Source organism: Aminobacter sp. MET-1, assembly GCF_026521175.1.
Classification (GTDB): Bacteria; Pseudomonadota; Alphaproteobacteria; order Rhizobiales; family Rhizobiaceae; genus Aminobacter.
The window spans coordinates 14,943-30,789 of record NZ_JAMSHL010000027.1 but is presented as its reverse complement, the minus strand read 5'-3'; the positions used below and the strand labels follow the sequence as shown (position 1 = coordinate 30,789).

The following is a 15,847-nucleotide window of genomic DNA, read 5'->3' as shown; positions in this document are numbered from 1 at the left end:
GGAGGGATATTTGTCGGCTGGCCACAAGTTCGTCATCGCGGACGACCATCCGCTTTTTCGCGGCGCGCTCAAGCAGGCGATTGCCGGGCTGGCGGATGTATCGAGCGTGCTCGAGGCCGGCGACTTCGAGAGCGTGAAATCGATCGTCGCCGCCAATGAAGATCTCGACATCGTGCTGCTCGACCTGTCTATGCCTGGCGCCTCCGGCCTGTCCGGCCTGATCTCGCTGCGCGGCATCCATGCCACCGTGCCAGTGGTCATCATCTCGGCCCATGACGACCCCGAGACCATTAGGCGGGCGCTCGAACTCGGCGCGTCGGGCTTCATCTCCAAATCGGCGAGCATGGACGAGATCCGCGAAGCGGTGGAGACCGTGCTGTCGGGTGAGATCACCGCACCCGGCGACATCGACCTCGGCGTCGAACGCGATCCCGAGATTTCGGATCTTATCAAGCGCCTGCAGTCGCTGACGCCGCAGCAGACGCGCGTGCTTGGCATGCTGGCCGAAGGGCTGCTCAACAAGCAGATCGCCTACGAGCTCGGCGTCTCCGAGGCGACCATCAAGGCGCATGTCTCGGCGATCCTGCAGAAGCTCGGCGTCGACAGCCGCACCCAGGCGGTCATCCTGCTCTCCAAGATCGGCGGCGAGCCGCGCCCGGTGGCGTAGCGCATTTCGCAATAGCTTGGAAAAGGTGGTGCCCGCGGCAATGCAGCGGCGGGTGAATATTATTCCGCGGCGTGGGCCATGCGTCGCATCCGGTTCATCATCGAACGCAGCACAGCAGGCTTTAGCGGCTTGTTGAGCACGGCGACGTCGATGGCGTCTGCAGCAGCGCGAACCTCATTGGAGCGGTCGGCGGTGATGAGCACGGCGGGTGTCGCTTCGCCGAAGCTGGCACGCATCATCCTGATGACATCGAGGCCATTCTCGCCGTCGAGGTGGTAGTCGGCGAGGATGACATCGGGTGCGGCAGCGGGTTCGGCTTCGAACGCGGCAGAGCCGGAATAGGTGCGCACGACGCAACCCCAGCCTTCGAGCAGCAGCCGCATGCCTTCGAGAATGCGTGCGTCATTGTCGATGCAGATGACCGACAGCCCGTTGAGCACGGCACCTGCCTGAACGCGCGGCCGCGCGGTGGAAGCGGTGGGCAGTTCCTGGGCCGTCGTCACTGGCAGGATCACCGAGAAGCGTGTGCCCTTGTTCTTTTCCGAATGGATGCGGATTTCAAGCCTCAGCACGCGCGCGATGCGGTCGACAATGGACAGCCCAAGGCCGAGCCCCTGCGCCTCGCGCACGCCTTCGTCGAGACGGGTGAACTCATTGAAGACGGTGCCGAGTTTGTCGGCGGCGATGCCGATGCCGGTGTCGATGACCTGTATCTCTACGAGTTCGCCGCGCCTTCTGACGCCAACTAGAATGCGGCCGCTGCGGGTGTATTTGATCGCGTTGGAAACCAGATTCTGGATCAGGCGGCGCAGCAGGTTGCGATCCGTCTCGACGGCAAGCGTCGACGGCACGATCACCAGCTCCAGCTTCTTTGCACGCGCCATCGGCTGGAAGTCGGTGCCGATCTGGCGCAGCAGGCCGTCCAGCCGGAATACGGTCTCGGCCGGTTTCATGGCGCCAGCGTCGAGCCGGGATATGTCGAGCACGGCGCCCAGGATCGTCTCGACCGATTCCAGTGAGGACTCGATGTTGCGGGCGGCGACCCCGGCATTGCCCTTGCCGGCCTTCTCGATCAGCGAAGAGCAGTAAAGGCGCGCGGCGTTGAGCGGTTGCAGGATGTCGTGGCCGGCGGCCGCCAGGAAGCGGGTCTTGCCGAGATTGGCCTCCTCGGCCAGCATCTGCGCCTGCGCCAGTTCCTCGTTGACGCGGGTCAGTTCGGCGGTGCGGCTCTTCACCCGTTGCTCCAGCGACTCGTTGGCGCGCTTGAGTGCGAGGTCAGCGGCAACACGGGCCGAGATGTCGGTATAGGTGGCGACGATGCCGCCATCGGGCATCGGATTGGAGCGCATCTCGATGATGCGGCCGCTTGTCTGCAACTCGATTTGCCACGGGCCGCCGAAGCTGGTCAGGCGGTTGAGCGTGGTCAGCCGCGACGTCTGCGGAATGTCGCCTCGCGCCACCAGATAGCCAAGGATGCGGTCGATCGAGACACCAACCTGGCCCATGTCATCGGGCAGGTCGAACAGGGTGCGGTACTGCCGGTTCCAGCAGATAAGCCGGAAGTCCTGGTCGAAGACGGTGATGCCCTGTTCCATCTGGTCGAGCGCGATCTGCAAAAGGTCGCGGTTGTGCTGCAGCGCCTCGGTGGCGTCGTCGAGCAGGCGGAACGTGTCCTTGGCCGAATTGTCACCGCGTTTGAACAGCAGCGACAGGATCAGCCGGGCCGACGACGAGCCGACCGCGCTTGCCATCAGTTGTTCGGAGAAACGGATGACGTCCATACCGGCCGGGTCGTTGCCGTTGAGTTTGCTGCCGCTGTCGCGCTCGAAGCTCTGGAACGACCTCTCGGTGCGCTCGACGCCGAGGTAGCGCGAGATCGTATCCTTGAGATCGTTGACTGTGATCGCCGTGCGGAAGCGGCGCAGCGACGGCATCGGGCTGGAATCGCGCGGTACGAAGATCGAGGCTTGGATGCGCTCGAGCGGCACGGAGGCGCGGGACAGCGAGCCGAAGACGAAGAACAGCGCGTTGATCGCCAAGCTCCACAGGACGCCATGGTTGAGCGGTTCGGCGGCGGTGCCGAAGAGGGCCTGCGGTCTCAACGCCTCGATGCCGAACAGGCCCTCGGAGAGGATCGCCGTGTCTGGCGAGGCGAGCGTCGGCAAAAGCAGCGTGTAGCACCACACGGCAATGCCGGCCGCCATGCCAAGGGCTGCGCCCCTTGCGTTGGCTCGGCGCCAGATCAGACCGCCTATGAAGGCCGGCGCGAACTGGGCGATGGCCGCGAACGACATCAGGCCGATCGAAGCGAGCCGCGTGTTGTTGGTGCTCTCGCGGTAATAGAGGAAGGCGACGAACAGGATGATGAAGATCGAGGCGCGGCGGATGTTGAGGATGATCGCCGACCAGTCCTCGGTGTCGCCGGCCTTGAGCTTGACCAGGCGGCGCACGAAAATCGGGATCACCAGGTCGTTGGAGATCATGATCGACAGCGCCACGCTTTCGACGATGACCATGGCGGTCGCCGCCGACAGGCCGCCGATGAAGGCGATCATGGCGAGGAAGTCGTGGCCCTTGAGCAGCGGCAGCGACAGCACGTAGAGGTCGCCCGTCGTGGCCGTGCCGACGACGGAGAGGCCGGCGAAGGCGATGGGCAGCACGAACAGGTTGATCGCTATCAGATAGGCAGGAAAGACCCAGGTCGCCTTGCGCAGTTCGCTCTCACTGCGGTTCTCGACGATCATCACGTAGAACTGCCGGGGCAGCATGACGATGGCGAAACCGCTGATGCAGGTCACCACCAGCCAGGTGCCGAGCGAAGTGCCGTAACTCATGGCGTTGCCGACCTGATCGCTCGCGGCGAAGCTTTCGAACATCTGGCCGGGGCCGTCGAATAGGACGAAAGTGACGAGCAGGCCTATGGCGAGGAAGGCCACCAGCTTGACGATCGATTCGACCGCCACCGCCAGCACCAGCCCATTCTGGTGCTCGGTGGCGTCGGCATGTCGGGTGCCGAACAGCACGGCGAACAGCGCAAGCAGCAGCGCCACGACGAGCGAGATGTCGCTGACGAACGGGTCGAAGGATGGTGGCGCGCCGGTGTAGTGCTCGATCATCAGGCTGACCGAGCCCGATATCGCCTTGAGCTGGAGAGCGATGTAGGGGATCGCACCGACGGTGGCGATCAGCGTGGCGATGGAGGCGACGGAAAAGCTCTTGCCATAGCGCGCGCCCAGGAAGTCGGCGATCGAGGTGATCTTTTCGGACTTGGCCAGCTTGATGATGCGGCTGAGCAGCGGGAAGCCGAACATGAACACCAGCACCGGGCCGATATAGATGGCAAGGAACTCGAGCCCGCGCTCGGAGGCGAGGCCGACCGAGCCGAAGAAGGTCCACGAGGTGCAATAGATGGCGAGGCTCAGCGCATAGATGAACGGCCTGGAACCACCGGGCGTCCAGCGCGCGGCACGGCGGTCGCCAATGCTCGCTATGGCGAACAAGAGCGAGACATAGGCGATGGCGATGAAGACGATGGCCAGGCCTTGCACGTGGGACGCTTTCTCCGAAGTCAGGCCACTTCCCGGGCCTTTCCGCCGGAGGCAATCATAGCTTCGGGGCCAAGTCCATTATCCTTGTCTCCTATAGGCTCTCGTGCGCTGAGGCCGGTTTGTACGCTCCCGTTGCATTGCCGGGTTTTGCAACGGGAGGTTTTTGCTATGTTGGTGTTGGGCCTGCGGTCGAAGCGAATGGTCGATTCGCCGCTTGAATGCGTGACAAGGAGGGTTCGATGCTAAAGGAATTCCAGGAATTCATCGCCAAGGGCAATGTCATGGACCTTGCCGTCGGTGTCATCATCGGCGGTGCCTTCGGCCTGATCGTATCGTCGCTGGTGGCCGATATCATCATGCCGATCGTTGGTGCGATCTTCGGCGGTTTCGACTTCTCCAACTACTTCCTGCCGCTGTCGTCGTCGGTGACCGCAGTGACGCTGGAAGAAGCCAAGAAGCAGGGTGCAGTGTTTGCCTACGGCAACTTCTTCACTGTCGTCATCAACTTCCTCATTCTGGCCTGGATCATCTTCCTGATGGTCAAGGGTGTGAACACGATGCGCAAGCGGCTTGAGAAGCAGGCCGAATCAGCACCGCCGCCTCCGCCGGCGGCCGATGTGGTGCTGCTCACCGAAATCCGCGATCTTCTGGCCAAGAAATAATCGCGCTGGCATTGAGAAAAACCCCCGCGTGGCTGGCCCGCCGGGGGTTTTTTCATTGTCGCGGGCACGCTAGGAGTTGGAGGCAACGTCAACTCTCAACCTGGGATGATCATGAGCCTTATCGATCTGGTTCGCCCCGAAGCCCGCCTTGCCCCCGTCAGCGGCATTGAGGCGGTGGCAAATTACGGGCGCGACCGCGCCGGCCTGATCCCGCTCTGGTCCGGCGAAGGCGACATGCCGACCCCCGCCTTCATCAGCGATGCCGCAGCTCGCGGGCTGGCAAATGGCGAAACCTTCTACACATGGCAGGCAGGCATCCCTGAACTGCGCCAGGCGATCGCGCGCTATCACCAGCGTCATTTCGGCAAGACCTTCGGTGAAGACGAATTCGTCGTCACCGTCGGCGGCATGCAGGCGATCACCATGGCGCTGGAGGCAACTGTCGGAGCGGGCGACGAGGCGCTGTATCTCGCGCCGGCCTGGCCGAATTTCGCCGGCGCTGCCGGCGTGGCCGGCGTCAACCCGGTGCCGGTGCTGCTCGACATGACCGGCAATGGTTGGTCGTGCGATGTCGAAAAGATCGCCGCCGCGATCACCCCGCGCACCAGGGCCATCTTCGTCAATTCGCCGTCCAATCCGACCGGCTGGACCGCCGACCGCGAAACGCTGCAGGCAATTCTCGATCTGGCCCGCAAACACGACCTCTGGATCGTCGCCGACGAGATCTATGCGCTGTTCTATTATGGCGGCGGACGCGCGGCCTCGTTCATGGACATCATGGATCCCGAGGACAAGATTCTGTTCGTCAACACCTTCTCGAAGAACTGGGCGATGACCGGCTGGCGCGTCGGCTGGCTGAAGACGCATCCTTCGCTCAGCCGCATGTTCGAGAACCTGGTGCAATATTCGAGTTCCGGCGTGGCGCAGTTCATGCAGCGCGGCGCAATCGCGGCGCTTGACGAGGGGGACGGCTTTATCGCCGAGCAGGTGGCGCGGGCCAGGCAGGCGCGCGACATCGTCTGCCGGGTTTTGGGCGAGACTGGTCGGGTGCGTTTCAGCGTGCCGCCGGCGGCCTTCTACCTGTTCTTCGCCGTCGACGGCATGAAGGATGCCGAGCGCGCCGCCTTCGACATCGTCGACAAGGCAGCGGTTGGCGTCGCACCCGGGACGGCCTTCTGCGCCGGCGGGGAGGGCTTCCTCAGGCTCTGCTTCCACCGTCGTCTCGACCAGGTCGAGGAGGCGTCGCATCGCCTGGCGAAGTGGATCCGGGAACTTTGATGAAAGAAAAAGGCCCGGAAGCGATCTGCTCCGGGCCTTTTCTTTGGGTTCGGATGCCTACGGCTCAGCCGCCGGACTTGGGCACCAGCAGCGGCACGATACGTTCGCTCTTGACGACCTCGGTGTGGCCTTCGGTGCGGTAGGGAATGCCGAGTGCGTTCCAGGTCTCGACCAACGCTTCCCTCAGCGTTTCGATCAGAGCGTCGTCGTGGAACGGGGTGGGCGTGATGCGCAGGCGCTCGGTGCCGCGCGGCACGGTCGGGTAGTTGATCGGCTGGATGTAGATGCCGTGGACGCCGAGCAGGCGGTCCGAGGCCATTTTGCACAACTCGGGATCGCCGACGAGGATCGGTACGATGTGCGTCGGCGATTCCATCACCGGCAGGCCTGCACCGGCAAGCACATGCTTGGCGTGGGCCGCCTGGCGCTGCTGCGCGTCGCGCTCGGCCTGCGAATTCTTGAGGTGGCGGATCGAGGCCGTGGTGGCTGCGGCGATTGCCGGCGGCAGCGCTGTGGTGAAGATGAAGCCCGGCGCATAGGAGCGCACGGCGTCGACGACGGCGCGGGTGCCGGTGATGTAGCCGCCCAGCGTGCCGAAGGCCTTGGCAAGTGTGCCTTCGATGATGTCGATGCGGTGGGCGAGGCCCTCACGCTCGGTGATACCGCCGCCGCGCGGGCCGTACATACCCACGGCATGGACCTCGTCGATATAGGTCATGGCGTTGTATTTCTCGGCGAGGTCGGCGATGGCCTCGATCGGCGCGATGTCGCCGTCCATCGAATAGACGCTCTCGAACACGATCAGCTTGGCGCGCTCGCGGCCGGCTGCCTGCAACAGGCTTTCGAGATGGGCGACGTCGTTATGGCGGAAGATCTTCTTCTCGGCGCCGGAGCGGCGCACGCCCTCGATCATCGAGGCATGGTTGAGCTCATCCGACAGCACCAGGCAGTTCGGCAAAAGCTTGGCGATGGTCGAGATCGCCGCCTCGTTGGAGACGAAGCCCGAGGTGAAGACGAGGCCGGCTTCCTTGCCGTGCAGGTCGGCGAGCTCAAGCTCGAGCTCGACCAACGGATGATTGTTGCCGGAAATGTTGCGGGTGCCGCCGGCGCCGGTGCCCATGTTGCCCGCTGCCTGCTGCATGGCCGACACCACGTCGGGGTGCTGGCCCATGCCGAGATAGTCGTTCGAGCACCAGACCGTGATTTCCTGGGCCCTGCCGTTGGCGCGCCAGATCGCGCGCGGAAACTTTCCGACGATGCGCTCGAGATCGGCGAAGACACGGTAACGGCGCTCGGCGTGGATCTGGTCGATCGCTTCTTCGAAAAACCGCTGGTAGTTCATTTGGACGTCCCGATTTTTGCCGCTGAGCATAATCAACGGTCGGTTCGGCGTCCATCGACCGTTTTTGGTCAAAATGCCACGCCCTCGACCTTTCCAAACGATCACGGCAGGCGAAAACATCCCTTGATGTGGATCAAATCCGGCTGCGACCGATTGGTCAACGTGATGACGCTACGAAAGTCCTGTCTCGCATTCACCGGTAGTGTCAGGCTACACAGGATGCGGAATCGATGCGGAGAGGACGACATGGCGGTTTTGGTGACGGGTGGCGCGGGCTATATCGGCAGCCACATGGTCTGGGAGTTGATCGACGCCGGCGAGGAAGTCGTGGTGATCGACCGTCTGTCGACCGGTTTCGACTGGGCCGTGGCGCCTGAGGCCAAGCTGGTCAGGAGCGATGTCGCCGACCAGGAGCTCGTGGGCCGGCTGATCCGCGAGAATGGCATCGACGCCATCATCCACTTCGCCGGCTCGATTGTGGTCCCGGAGTCGGTCGCCGATCCGCTCGGCTATTACGAAAACAACACCTGCAAGACGCGCGGCCTGATCGAGACGGCGGTGCGCGAAGGGGTGAAGCATTTCATCTTCTCGTCCACCGCAGCCGTCTATGGGGCGGCGGGCGTCGAGCCGGTGCGCGAAGACGCGCGCCTTGCGCCCGAGTCGCCTTATGGCCTGTCCAAGCTGATGAGCGAGTGGATGCTGCGCGATGCGGCCGCCGCCCATCCGCTGCGCTACACGGCCCTGCGCTACTTCAATGTTGCCGGCGCCGATCCCAAGGGCCGCACCGGCCAGTCGACCAAGGGCGCGACGCACCTGATCAAGGTCGCGTCCGAGACTGCACTCGGCAAGCGGGCGTCGATGCAGGTCTTTGGCACCGACTATGCGACGCCTGATGGCACCTGCGTACGCGACTACATCCACGTCTCCGACCTGGCCGCGGCGCACCGGCTGGCCTTGCAGCGCCTGCGTGCGGGCGAAGGCAACCTCGTCGCCAATTGCGGTTACGGCCACGGCTATTCCGTGCTCGAGGTGATCGACAGCGTGCGCCGGGTGCATGGTGGCGACTTCGAGGTGTCGACCGGCGGACGTCGGGCCGGCGACGCGGATTCGGTGGTGGCAAATTCCGATCTCGCCCGTCGCGAGTTCGGCTGGAAGCCCGCTCATGACAATCTCGACGGCATCGTGCGCGATGCGCTCAACTGGGAGCGGCTCTTGACGCGCAAGAACTCGGCCGGCGCCTGATTGAACCAGGCAGCGGAATTCCGCTGCCATCTCTCGAAATCTGCAGCAGCAAGCGCTAAAGGAAGCCGTGAGGAGCCAGGCTCCCGACGGTAAAGGGTTCCCGACAGAGCCTGATGTCGACCAGGATGCGACATGAAGATCCTCGTTCTCGGCGCAGGCGTGGTGGGAACCGCGGCAGCCTACTATTTGGCTCGCGACGGCCATGACGTGACCGTCGTCGAGCGTCATCAGACGGCGGCGCGCGGCACCAGCTATTCCAATGCCGGCCTGGTGTCGCCGGGCGATGCCACCGCCTGGGCCTCGCCTGCGGCGCTGAAGATGTTCATCAAGTCGCTCTACACGCCGGACCTCGGCATCAAGGTGCGGCTCGGGCTCGACCCTTATCTCTACGCCTGGAGCCTCCGTTTCCTGTTCCAGTGCACCAACGCCCGCGTGCGCGAAAACACCAAGGCCAAGCTGAAGCTCGCGCTCTATTCGCGTCTTTGTATCAACGAGATCTCGACCGAGACCGGCATCGGCTACGACAAGCGCGCCCGTGGCATCATGTATTTCTTCCGCTCGCAGGAAAGCCTCGACCACGGCGCCAAGATGTACGGCTTCCTTGCAGAGCATGGGCTGGACATCGAAATTGTCGACCGCGACCGGCTTGCCGAACTTGAGCCGGGGCTCGCCGCCGCCAAGGCCAGCATTGCCGGCGCGGTCTATTCGCCGATGGATCAGACCGGCGATTCCCGTATGTTCGTCGAGGCGCTGGCCGCCTATGCCGAACACAAGCTCGGCGCCAAGTTCATGTTCGACACCACCGTCGAGGATCTGATGGTCGAAGGCGACCGGGTGACGGGCGTGAAGACCTCCGCCGGCAGGCTGGACGCCGACGCCGTGGTGATCGCCATGGGGCCGGAGAGCGGCCTGCTCGGGCGCCGCAACGGCGTCGACCTGCCAGTCTATCCGGTCAAGGGCTACACCGCGACCGTCACCATGGACGACCCGTCGAAGGGGCCGACCATGGGCGGTGTCGACGAAGACCGGATGGTGGCCTATTCGCGCCTCGGCGACCGGCTCAGGCTTGCATCGACCGCCGAATTCATCGGCTTCGATCGCAACCACAAGCCCTCCGATTTCGAAAGGATGTTCGAGACCGGCAAGGAGTTGTTCCCCGGCGCGTTCGATCCGACCAAGGCCGAGCTCTGGGCCGGGCTTCGGCCGATGATGCCGGGCTCGGTGCCCGTCATAGGTCCCGCCCGCTACAAGGGGCTCTATCTCGACACAGGCCACGGCCATGTCGGCTGGACCATGGCCTGCGGCTCCGGCAAATTCCTCGCCGATCTGGTTGGTGGGCGGAAGCCGGAGATCGACCCCGAGGGGCTGGTCTACAAGGGCTGACAGTCGGCTGGTTTAGCGTCGGCGCGTGCTCTGCCTGGATTCATAGAGATATTGCAGGGCAATGATCACGGCTGCGATGCCAAGATAAAAGACCGACACCACCAGCAGCACCTCGATGGCCTTGTAGGTCTCCGAGATGATGACGGTCGACGCCGCCGTCAATTCGTCGATGGCGACGAGGCTGGCGAGCGAGCTGCCCTTGACCATCTGGATGGCGTTGGAAAACAGCGATGGTGCCGCGAGCCTGTAGGCCTGCGGGATCATCACCTTCCAGTAGGTCGCGAACGGCCGCAGGCCGAGCGCCTTTGCGGCGTCGAGCTGGCCTGATGGGATGCTTTCGAAACCCGAGCGCAGGAATTCGAGATTGTAGGCGGTCGAGGCGAAGATCAGGCCGATCAGCGCCGACGGCACCGGCTCGAGATAGATGCCGAAGCGGGGCAGACCGTAGTAGAGCGCAAATAGCAGCGCCAGCACGGGTGCTGCGCGGGCAAAGAAGCTGTAGCCGATGATGACGCGCCGAAACGTGCCCTTGGGCCGCTGCATGTAGATGGCTAGCGGCAGCGCAAGCAGGTTCGACACGATGATGACGACCACCGAGATGAGCAGCGTCATCACCAAGCCGTCGAACAGCATCTGCTGGTAGGTCGGGTCGAGCAGGATGTTCATCGCGCCACCGCCTGTTTCGGCTTGCGCTCGTTGAAGACGAGCAGCGGCGTGACGATCAGGATGTAGAGACCGACGGCGAGCGACAGGAAGGTGAAGGGCGCGTTGGTGGCGGCGATGCCCTGCTTGGTGACGTAGAGGATTTCGCTGACCGACACCGCTGAGGCAATAGACATGCGCTTGACCGTGCCGATGGCGTAGGTGATCCAGCCTTTGCGCGCCAAAGGCAGGATCTGCGGAATAAGCACCCGCAGGAACACGATCCGCTTGGACAGGCCGAGCGCGAGGCCTGCCTCATACTGGCCGAACGGCACCACCTTCAGTGCGCCCTTGAACACCTGATAGTCGAAGGCGATACCGACCAGTGTAAAGGCGATGATGGTCGAGCCTATGGGGCCGAAGTCGATGCCGATCTGCGGCCCGCCGAAGAAGAACAGGAACAGGACCACGAGCTCCGGCACCGAGCGGAAGAAGGCGCTGAACGCTTCGATGCCGTTCCTGAGCCAGGATTTCTCGCGGCCGTAATGGACGAGGGACAATAAAAGGCCAAAGACTGCCGACAGGGTGAAGACCACTGCCGACAGCCCGATGGTGAGGGCAGCCGCGACCAACAGCCGCGGCAGCCAGGCTAGTACGATTTCCATGTTCCGCCGTCCCTCGCGGAGGCCCTTTTTACTGAGCCTTCGACCAGTCGATGGAGGCGCCGAACCACTTGTCGGCCAGGCCCTGCAGGGTGCCGTCCTTGCGCCAGGTCTCGAACTGGGCGTCGATGGCATCGGCCAGCGGCTTGTTCTTGTTGCTGACGGCAACGCTCTGGGTGATGGTCGTCAGCAGATCGTCGAGGGTGACCGCGCCGGTCAGCTTGCCCGACTTGGCGAGGTATTTCGGGCCGAGAAAGTCGTGGGCGGCGAAATCGATGCGGCGGTTCTCGAGGTCGAGGAACAGCTCGGTCGCGCCGGGATACTCGCGGCTCTTGGTGACGCAGTCGGCCGGAAGCTTCTCCTTGGCGACCTTCTGGAAAGCGCCGCCGCGCACTGCACCCATGGTCTTGCCGCAGACATCCTTCCAACTGGTGATGTCAGTGTCGGTCTCACGGCGGGTGATTGCAGCGCCGTTGACGATGTAGGGCGACAGCAGGAAGAAGTCTTTCGAAGCCAGGCGCTCCGGCGTGCGCGTCACGCCCGAGGCGATGAGGTCGAAGCGGCCGGCGGTGAGGCCGGGCAGGAGCCCGGCGAAGTCGAGCTTCTCGAACTTGGCGGCAAGGCCGAGCTGCTTGGCTACGAGATTGACGACGTCGATGTCGAAGCCTTCAAGCTCGCCCGCGGCATTGGTCATGCTGAAGGGCGGAGCCGAGCCCGACGTGCCGACCGTGATGGTATCAGGCGCAACGAGGGCGGCCTTGTAATCCTGTGCACTTGCTGCGCTCACGCCAAAAACCGCAATGAGGGCCAGCAGGGCTGTCCGCGCAATTCCCATGATCACTCCTTTAATGGGCTGCTTGAAAACAGAATGTTTGCGTTATATCGCAAATTGCTAAAGCCACCAAGGACGGCGGCCAATTTTGGATACAATAGTTTCTGGAGAATCTGTTTCTCAAGAACGGCCGTTCCGAAAATTCGAGGTTTTGTGGAATGGAACTGCGTTTCAAGCTCAACTACCTGTTTCAGGGACAGAATTCGCCGTTTCTGCATGCCGTCGACGCCGGCTACTTCGACGATCATGGCCTCTCCTGTACCTTCGTCGAAGGCTTCAGCTCGTCGCTTGTGACGCGCGCTCTGGTTGGCGGTGAGGCAGATATCGGATACGGTGATGTATCCTCTGTGTTCGAGCGCGCGCTGCGCACGGGCGAAACAGAGATCTCCTGTCTCGTTCCGATCTACGAGCACACGCCCTGCTGCCTGGGCTACATCTCCGACGGCAAGCGGCTGACCCTCGCCGATGTTCCCGGCAGCACCTTGTGCGGACCGAATGGCGACACCTCGGCGCGGCTTCTGCCGCTGCTGCTCAAGCGCAACGGCTTTGCACCCGACAGCTACACCTATCTCGGTGTCCAGCCGGAGGAGCGCGACCGGTTGGTGGCGGCCCGCTCGGTGCTGGCGGCGACTTGTTTCGATGCGACGCTGAAATTTGCCATGCAGATGCGCGGCCACGACGCCAGCGGCCTCGACTTCCTCTATTTCGCCGACAACGGGCTCGACATCTATTCCGGCGCACTGGTGGCGCTGAACTCGGTGCTGGAAAAGGATACTGGTCTCGCCGGCAAGCTGCAGGCGATCACGCGACAGGCCTGGCATGATTGCCTCGCCAATCCCCAGCTCGGCGTTGATGCGGTGGTCAGGCGTTCGCCCGACATGGATCCCGAGATTGTGCACAACCAGCTGACCTGGATTCTCGAACGCCAGGTCTTTCCCGAAGGGGCACGGCCGATGGAGTTCGACCTCGGCGGCGCCAAGATGGCCGATACGCTGGAATGCGCCACCTATTCGGTCGGCGCCGAGGCCAAGCGCAGCGCGGAAGGTCTTGCGGCCGAGATCTGCCTGAATTAGCCGGTCTGGAAGTCGCCCGGCTGCGGCGGGGCGATGGGGGTGAACAGGGTGCGGTCTGGCTTGATGTCGATCAGAGGCGTGCCGTCGAGGCAGTCCATGCCGCGCACCGACAGCACGTTGCCGTCTATGCCGACCAGCTCGACGATCTGGGTGCCGATCGGGTTAGGCCGGACCGGCGAGCGCAGCGAGAAAGTGCCGCGCGCCGTGCCGTCATTGGCCGGGCTCTGGCGCACCAGGTCACGGCGGGAGAGGTGCAGCCAGTAGAGCACTTCGAGGCGGGCGAATTGAGCGACCCCCTCAAGTGCCGCCACCCAAGGCTCGAAAATCTCGATCTGGCAGACCGGGCCGTCGGCGCGGCCTTGTCGCGGGGTCAAGAGGCGCGAATCCCAGGGCGTCCGGATGCGGCCGATGAAATAGAGTTCGGCGTCGTATCGGAGCGGTAGCGCGACGGCGCTTTCGCCGTCGCGGATTTCGTTTTCGCGAACCACGTTCAGTCGACCGCGACCATGACGTCGGAGGCCTTGATGACCGCATAGGCTTCCTTGCCGGCGGCAAGCTTCAGTTCGTCGACCGCCGCATTGGTGATGGAGGCGGTGACGACGGCGCCGCCGATGTCGATGCGGACATGCGAGGTGGTCGCCCCCTTGGTCACTTCGACGATCTTGCCCTTGAGCTGGTTGCGGGCGCTGATCTTCATGGTGCATTCCTTTCGATGAGGGTTGGGGTGCAGACATGGCGTCCGGCCTGTTCGAGATAGGCAACTGCAACTCCGACGCCATAGAGAGCCTGCAGCGCTTCGGACGTTAGCACATCCTGCGGCTTTCCAATGGCAATGAGTGCGCCCGCCTGCATCAGCGCGACGCGGCTGGCGCAGGCGAATGCGTGGCTGGGATCGTGGGTGGAGATGACAACCGCCATGCCAGAGCCGGCAAAGCTCGAGATGCGGCTGAGCACGCGGGCCTGATTGCCGAAGTCGAGGCTGGCGGTCGGCTCGTCCATGACGATCAGTTCGGGCTCCTGGGCGAGCGCGCGGGCGATCAAGGTCATCTGCTTTTCACCACCTGAGATGTCGGTGAAGGGGCGGGCGGCGAGATGGCCGATACCGAGCGCGGCAAGCGCGTCCTGCGTGATCGCCCGGTCGGCCATGGTGGGCGAGGCGAAGGTGTCGATGCGACTGGCCCGGCCCATCAAGACGACGTCGAATACCGAGAACGGGAAATAGGCACCGGTCGCCTGTGGCACATAAGCGATGTGGCGTGCGAACTGCGAACGCGAGAAGGTGGCGATATCCTTGCCGTTCAGTTCCAGCCTGCCGCCCTGGCGCGGCAGCAGGCCGAGCAGGGTCTTGAACAGCGTGGTCTTGCCGCAGCCATTGGGGCCGAGCAGGCACAGCACCTCGCCACGATCCACCGAAAGCGTCACTCCGTGGCCGATTTTGACGCGGCCATAGCCGAAGGCGAGATCGGTTGCCTGAAGCATCATTGCCAGCCTCGCCGGGTCGTCAGGAGCAGATAGAGGAAGAATGGCGCGCCAATGGCGGCCGTCAGGATGCCGAGCGGCACCTCGATCGCGGCGATGCTGCGGGCGAGCGTGTCGACGCCGACCAAGTAGGCGGCGCCGATGAGCATCGAAGCCGGCAGCAGGCGCGAGAAGTCGGGTCCGACAAACATGCGCGCGACATGTGGTACGAGCAGGCCGATCCAGCCGATGATGCCCGATATGGAAACGGCAGCCGCGGTCATCAGCGTGGCGGCGGCGACAATGACGATGCGTATCCAGCGCGTCTCGACGCCGAGTGCACGCGCCTCCTCGTCGTCGAGCGTCATCAGGTTCATTCGCCATCGCAGCAGTACCATCGGCACCAGCGCGACAAGGACAGCGGGCAGGATGGACACAAGATCGGCGCGGCTGATGCTGGCGAGGCTGCCGAGCAGCCAGAAGGTGATGGCCGGCAGTTGGTTATAGGGATCGGCGAGTACCTTGAGCAGTGACACGCAGGCGCCGAGAAGCGCGCCGATGGCGACGCCCGCCAGCACCAGCACCAGGATCGGATCGCGCTCGCGCACGATAGAGCCGATGGCGTAGACGAGCGCCACGGCCGCAAGCCCGCCGGCAAAGGCAAGGCCCTGTATGGCAAGCACCGACAAGGACAGGAAAATGCCGACCACGGCGCCGAAGCTGGCGCCGGCGGAGACGCCGAGGATGTCGGGCGAGACAAGCGGGTTGCGGAACAGGCCTTGATAGACCGCACCCGCGGCCGCGAGCGATCCGCCGACGAGGATGCCGGCGCCGACACGCGGCAGGCGCACATTCCAGATCACGGTCTCGACAGTGGGCGCGACGCCGCTTGCGCCGCCTGACAGCTTGGCCATGACCACGGCGAGAATGTCAGGCGGCGCAACCGGATATTTGCCGGTCAGGATCGCCACCAGGATGATGGCGATGAGCAGCACCGCCAGCGCGCCGATGGCGATCGGCCCGGCGCGCTGGGCTTTCTGGTGCTGCTGCAAGTGCTC

At 63.8% G+C, this 15,847-nt stretch carries 15 protein-coding genes; 6 read left to right on the top strand and 9 right to left on the bottom strand.

Annotated features, from left to right (window positions below):
• Positions 1-10: 10 nt before the first annotated feature.
• Entirely contained in the window at positions 11-667 is a 657-nt protein-coding gene (locus NDO48_RS25780; RefSeq protein ID WP_018426476.1) for a response regulator transcription factor, read from the top strand.
• 59 nt (positions 668-726) lie between these two features.
• On the opposite strand, the gene NDO48_RS25775 is transcribed toward NDO48_RS25780, so the two are convergent.
• Complete coding sequence (locus NDO48_RS25775; protein WP_018426477.1) at positions 727-4,215, bottom strand: PAS domain-containing hybrid sensor histidine kinase/response regulator; 3,489 nt, start codon at positions 4,213-4,215, stop codon at positions 727-729.
• A gap of 239 nt (positions 4,216-4,454) precedes the next feature.
• Between NDO48_RS25775 and mscL the strand changes: the two genes are divergently transcribed.
• Both mscL and NDO48_RS25765 read left to right on the top strand, forming a co-directional pair.
• Complete coding sequence (gene mscL, locus NDO48_RS25770) at positions 4,455-4,877, top strand: large conductance mechanosensitive channel protein MscL (protein WP_026226884.1); 423 nt, start codon at positions 4,455-4,457, stop codon at positions 4,875-4,877.
• A gap of 111 nt (positions 4,878-4,988) precedes the next feature.
• Positions 4,989-6,155, top strand: coding sequence for a pyridoxal phosphate-dependent aminotransferase (locus NDO48_RS25765; protein ID WP_026226885.1), 1,167 nt, complete (start codon positions 4,989-4,991; stop codon positions 6,153-6,155).
• Positions 6,156-6,219: 64 nt separating this feature from the next.
• Here NDO48_RS25765 and hemA read toward each other — a convergent pair whose 3' ends face one another.
• Positions 6,220-7,497 (bottom strand): 5-aminolevulinate synthase, encoded by a 1,278-nt coding sequence (gene hemA, locus NDO48_RS25760; protein WP_018426480.1) that lies wholly within the window; start codon positions 7,495-7,497, stop codon positions 6,220-6,222.
• Between the two features lie 246 nt (positions 7,498-7,743).
• On the opposite strand from hemA, the gene galE reads away from it, so the two are divergent.
• Together galE and NDO48_RS25750 are read left to right on the top strand one after the other, a co-directional pair.
• Entirely contained in the window at positions 7,744-8,739 is a 996-nt protein-coding gene (gene galE / locus NDO48_RS25755; RefSeq protein ID WP_018426481.1) for a UDP-glucose 4-epimerase GalE, read from the top strand.
• A gap of 132 nt (positions 8,740-8,871) precedes the next feature.
• Positions 8,872-10,122, top strand: a complete 1,251-nt coding sequence (locus NDO48_RS25750; RefSeq protein ID WP_018426482.1) for a D-amino acid dehydrogenase — start codon at positions 8,872-8,874, stop codon at positions 10,120-10,122.
• A gap of 12 nt (positions 10,123-10,134) precedes the next feature.
• Here the strand turns inward: NDO48_RS25750 and NDO48_RS25745 are convergent, their stop codons facing one another.
• The 3 genes from NDO48_RS25745 to NDO48_RS25735 are packed head-to-tail and all read right to left on the bottom strand — an operon-like array spanning position 10,135 to position 12,261.
• On the bottom strand, positions 10,135-10,788 hold the full coding sequence (locus NDO48_RS25745; RefSeq protein ID WP_018426483.1) for an amino acid ABC transporter permease: 654 nt from the start codon (positions 10,786-10,788) through the stop codon (positions 10,135-10,137).
• Complete coding sequence (locus NDO48_RS25740) at positions 10,785-11,429, bottom strand: ABC transporter permease subunit (protein WP_018426484.1); 645 nt, start codon at positions 11,427-11,429, stop codon at positions 10,785-10,787. The genes NDO48_RS25745 and NDO48_RS25740 overlap by 4 nt, the downstream gene beginning before the upstream one ends.
• Before the next feature lie 28 nt (positions 11,430-11,457).
• Entirely contained in the window at positions 11,458-12,261 is an 804-nt protein-coding gene (locus NDO48_RS25735; RefSeq protein ID WP_018426485.1) for a substrate-binding periplasmic protein, read from the bottom strand.
• A 155-nt stretch (positions 12,262-12,416) separates the two neighbouring features.
• Here NDO48_RS25735 and NDO48_RS25730 point away from each other — a divergent pair, with 155 nt between their 5' ends.
• Complete coding sequence (locus tag NDO48_RS25730) at positions 12,417-13,331, top strand: ABC transporter substrate-binding protein (RefSeq protein WP_018426486.1); 915 nt, start codon at positions 12,417-12,419, stop codon at positions 13,329-13,331.
• On the opposite strand, the gene tsaA is transcribed toward NDO48_RS25730, so the two are convergent.
• From tsaA to NDO48_RS25710, 4 genes are read right to left on the bottom strand one after another with little or no spacing between them, the layout of a single operon-like run.
• A complete protein-coding gene (gene tsaA, locus NDO48_RS25725) occupies positions 13,328-13,819 on the bottom strand; it encodes a tRNA (N6-threonylcarbamoyladenosine(37)-N6)-methyltransferase TrmO (protein ID WP_018426487.1) in 492 nt (163 codons plus the stop codon). The two genes, NDO48_RS25730 and tsaA, sit on opposite strands and share 4 nt — an antisense overlap.
• A gap of 2 nt (positions 13,820-13,821) precedes the next feature.
• A complete protein-coding gene (locus tag NDO48_RS25720) occupies positions 13,822-14,028 on the bottom strand; it encodes a TOBE domain-containing protein (RefSeq protein WP_018426488.1) in 207 nt (68 codons plus the stop codon).
• Positions 14,025-14,813, bottom strand: a complete 789-nt coding sequence (locus NDO48_RS25715) for an ABC transporter ATP-binding protein (protein WP_267322651.1) — start codon at positions 14,811-14,813, stop codon at positions 14,025-14,027. The genes NDO48_RS25720 and NDO48_RS25715 overlap by 4 nt, the downstream gene beginning before the upstream one ends.
• On the bottom strand, positions 14,810-15,841 hold the full coding sequence (locus NDO48_RS25710) for a FecCD family ABC transporter permease (protein WP_018426490.1): 1,032 nt from the start codon (positions 15,839-15,841) through the stop codon (positions 14,810-14,812). The genes NDO48_RS25715 and NDO48_RS25710 overlap by 4 nt, the downstream gene beginning before the upstream one ends.
• Between the last annotated feature and the right edge of the window lie 6 nt (positions 15,842-15,847).

Excerpts from the sequence above, each read along its gene's own strand:
- NDO48_RS25745 (WP_018426483.1), bottom strand. The coding sequence starts at position 10,788 with ATGAACATCCTGCTCGACCCGACCTACCAGCAGATGCTGTTCGACGGC.
- mscL (WP_026226884.1), top strand. The coding sequence starts at position 4,455 with ATGCTAAAGGAATTCCAGGAATTCATCGCCAAGGGCAATGTCATGGAC.
- NDO48_RS25750 (WP_018426482.1), top strand. The coding sequence starts at position 8,872 with ATGAAGATCCTCGTTCTCGGCGCAGGCGTGGTGGGAACCGCGGCAGCC.
- hemA (WP_018426480.1), bottom strand. The coding sequence starts at position 7,497 with ATGAACTACCAGCGGTTTTTCGAAGAAGCGATCGACCAGATCCACGCC.
- NDO48_RS25720 (WP_018426488.1), bottom strand. The coding sequence starts at position 14,028 with ATGAAGATCAGCGCCCGCAACCAGCTCAAGGGCAAGATCGTCGAAGTG.
- galE (WP_018426481.1), top strand. The coding sequence starts at position 7,744 with ATGGCGGTTTTGGTGACGGGTGGCGCGGGCTATATCGGCAGCCACATG.
- NDO48_RS25740 (WP_018426484.1), bottom strand. The coding sequence starts at position 11,429 with ATGGAAATCGTACTAGCCTGGCTGCCGCGGCTGTTGGTCGCGGCTGCC.
- NDO48_RS25765 (WP_026226885.1), top strand. The coding sequence starts at position 4,989 with ATGAGCCTTATCGATCTGGTTCGCCCCGAAGCCCGCCTTGCCCCCGTC.
- NDO48_RS25735 (WP_018426485.1), bottom strand. The coding sequence starts at position 12,261 with ATGGGAATTGCGCGGACAGCCCTGCTGGCCCTCATTGCGGTTTTTGGC.
- NDO48_RS25715 (WP_267322651.1), bottom strand. The coding sequence starts at position 14,813 with ATGATGCTTCAGGCAACCGATCTCGCCTTCGGCTATGGCCGCGTCAAA.
- NDO48_RS25730 (WP_018426486.1), top strand. The coding sequence starts at position 12,417 with ATGGAACTGCGTTTCAAGCTCAACTACCTGTTTCAGGGACAGAATTCG.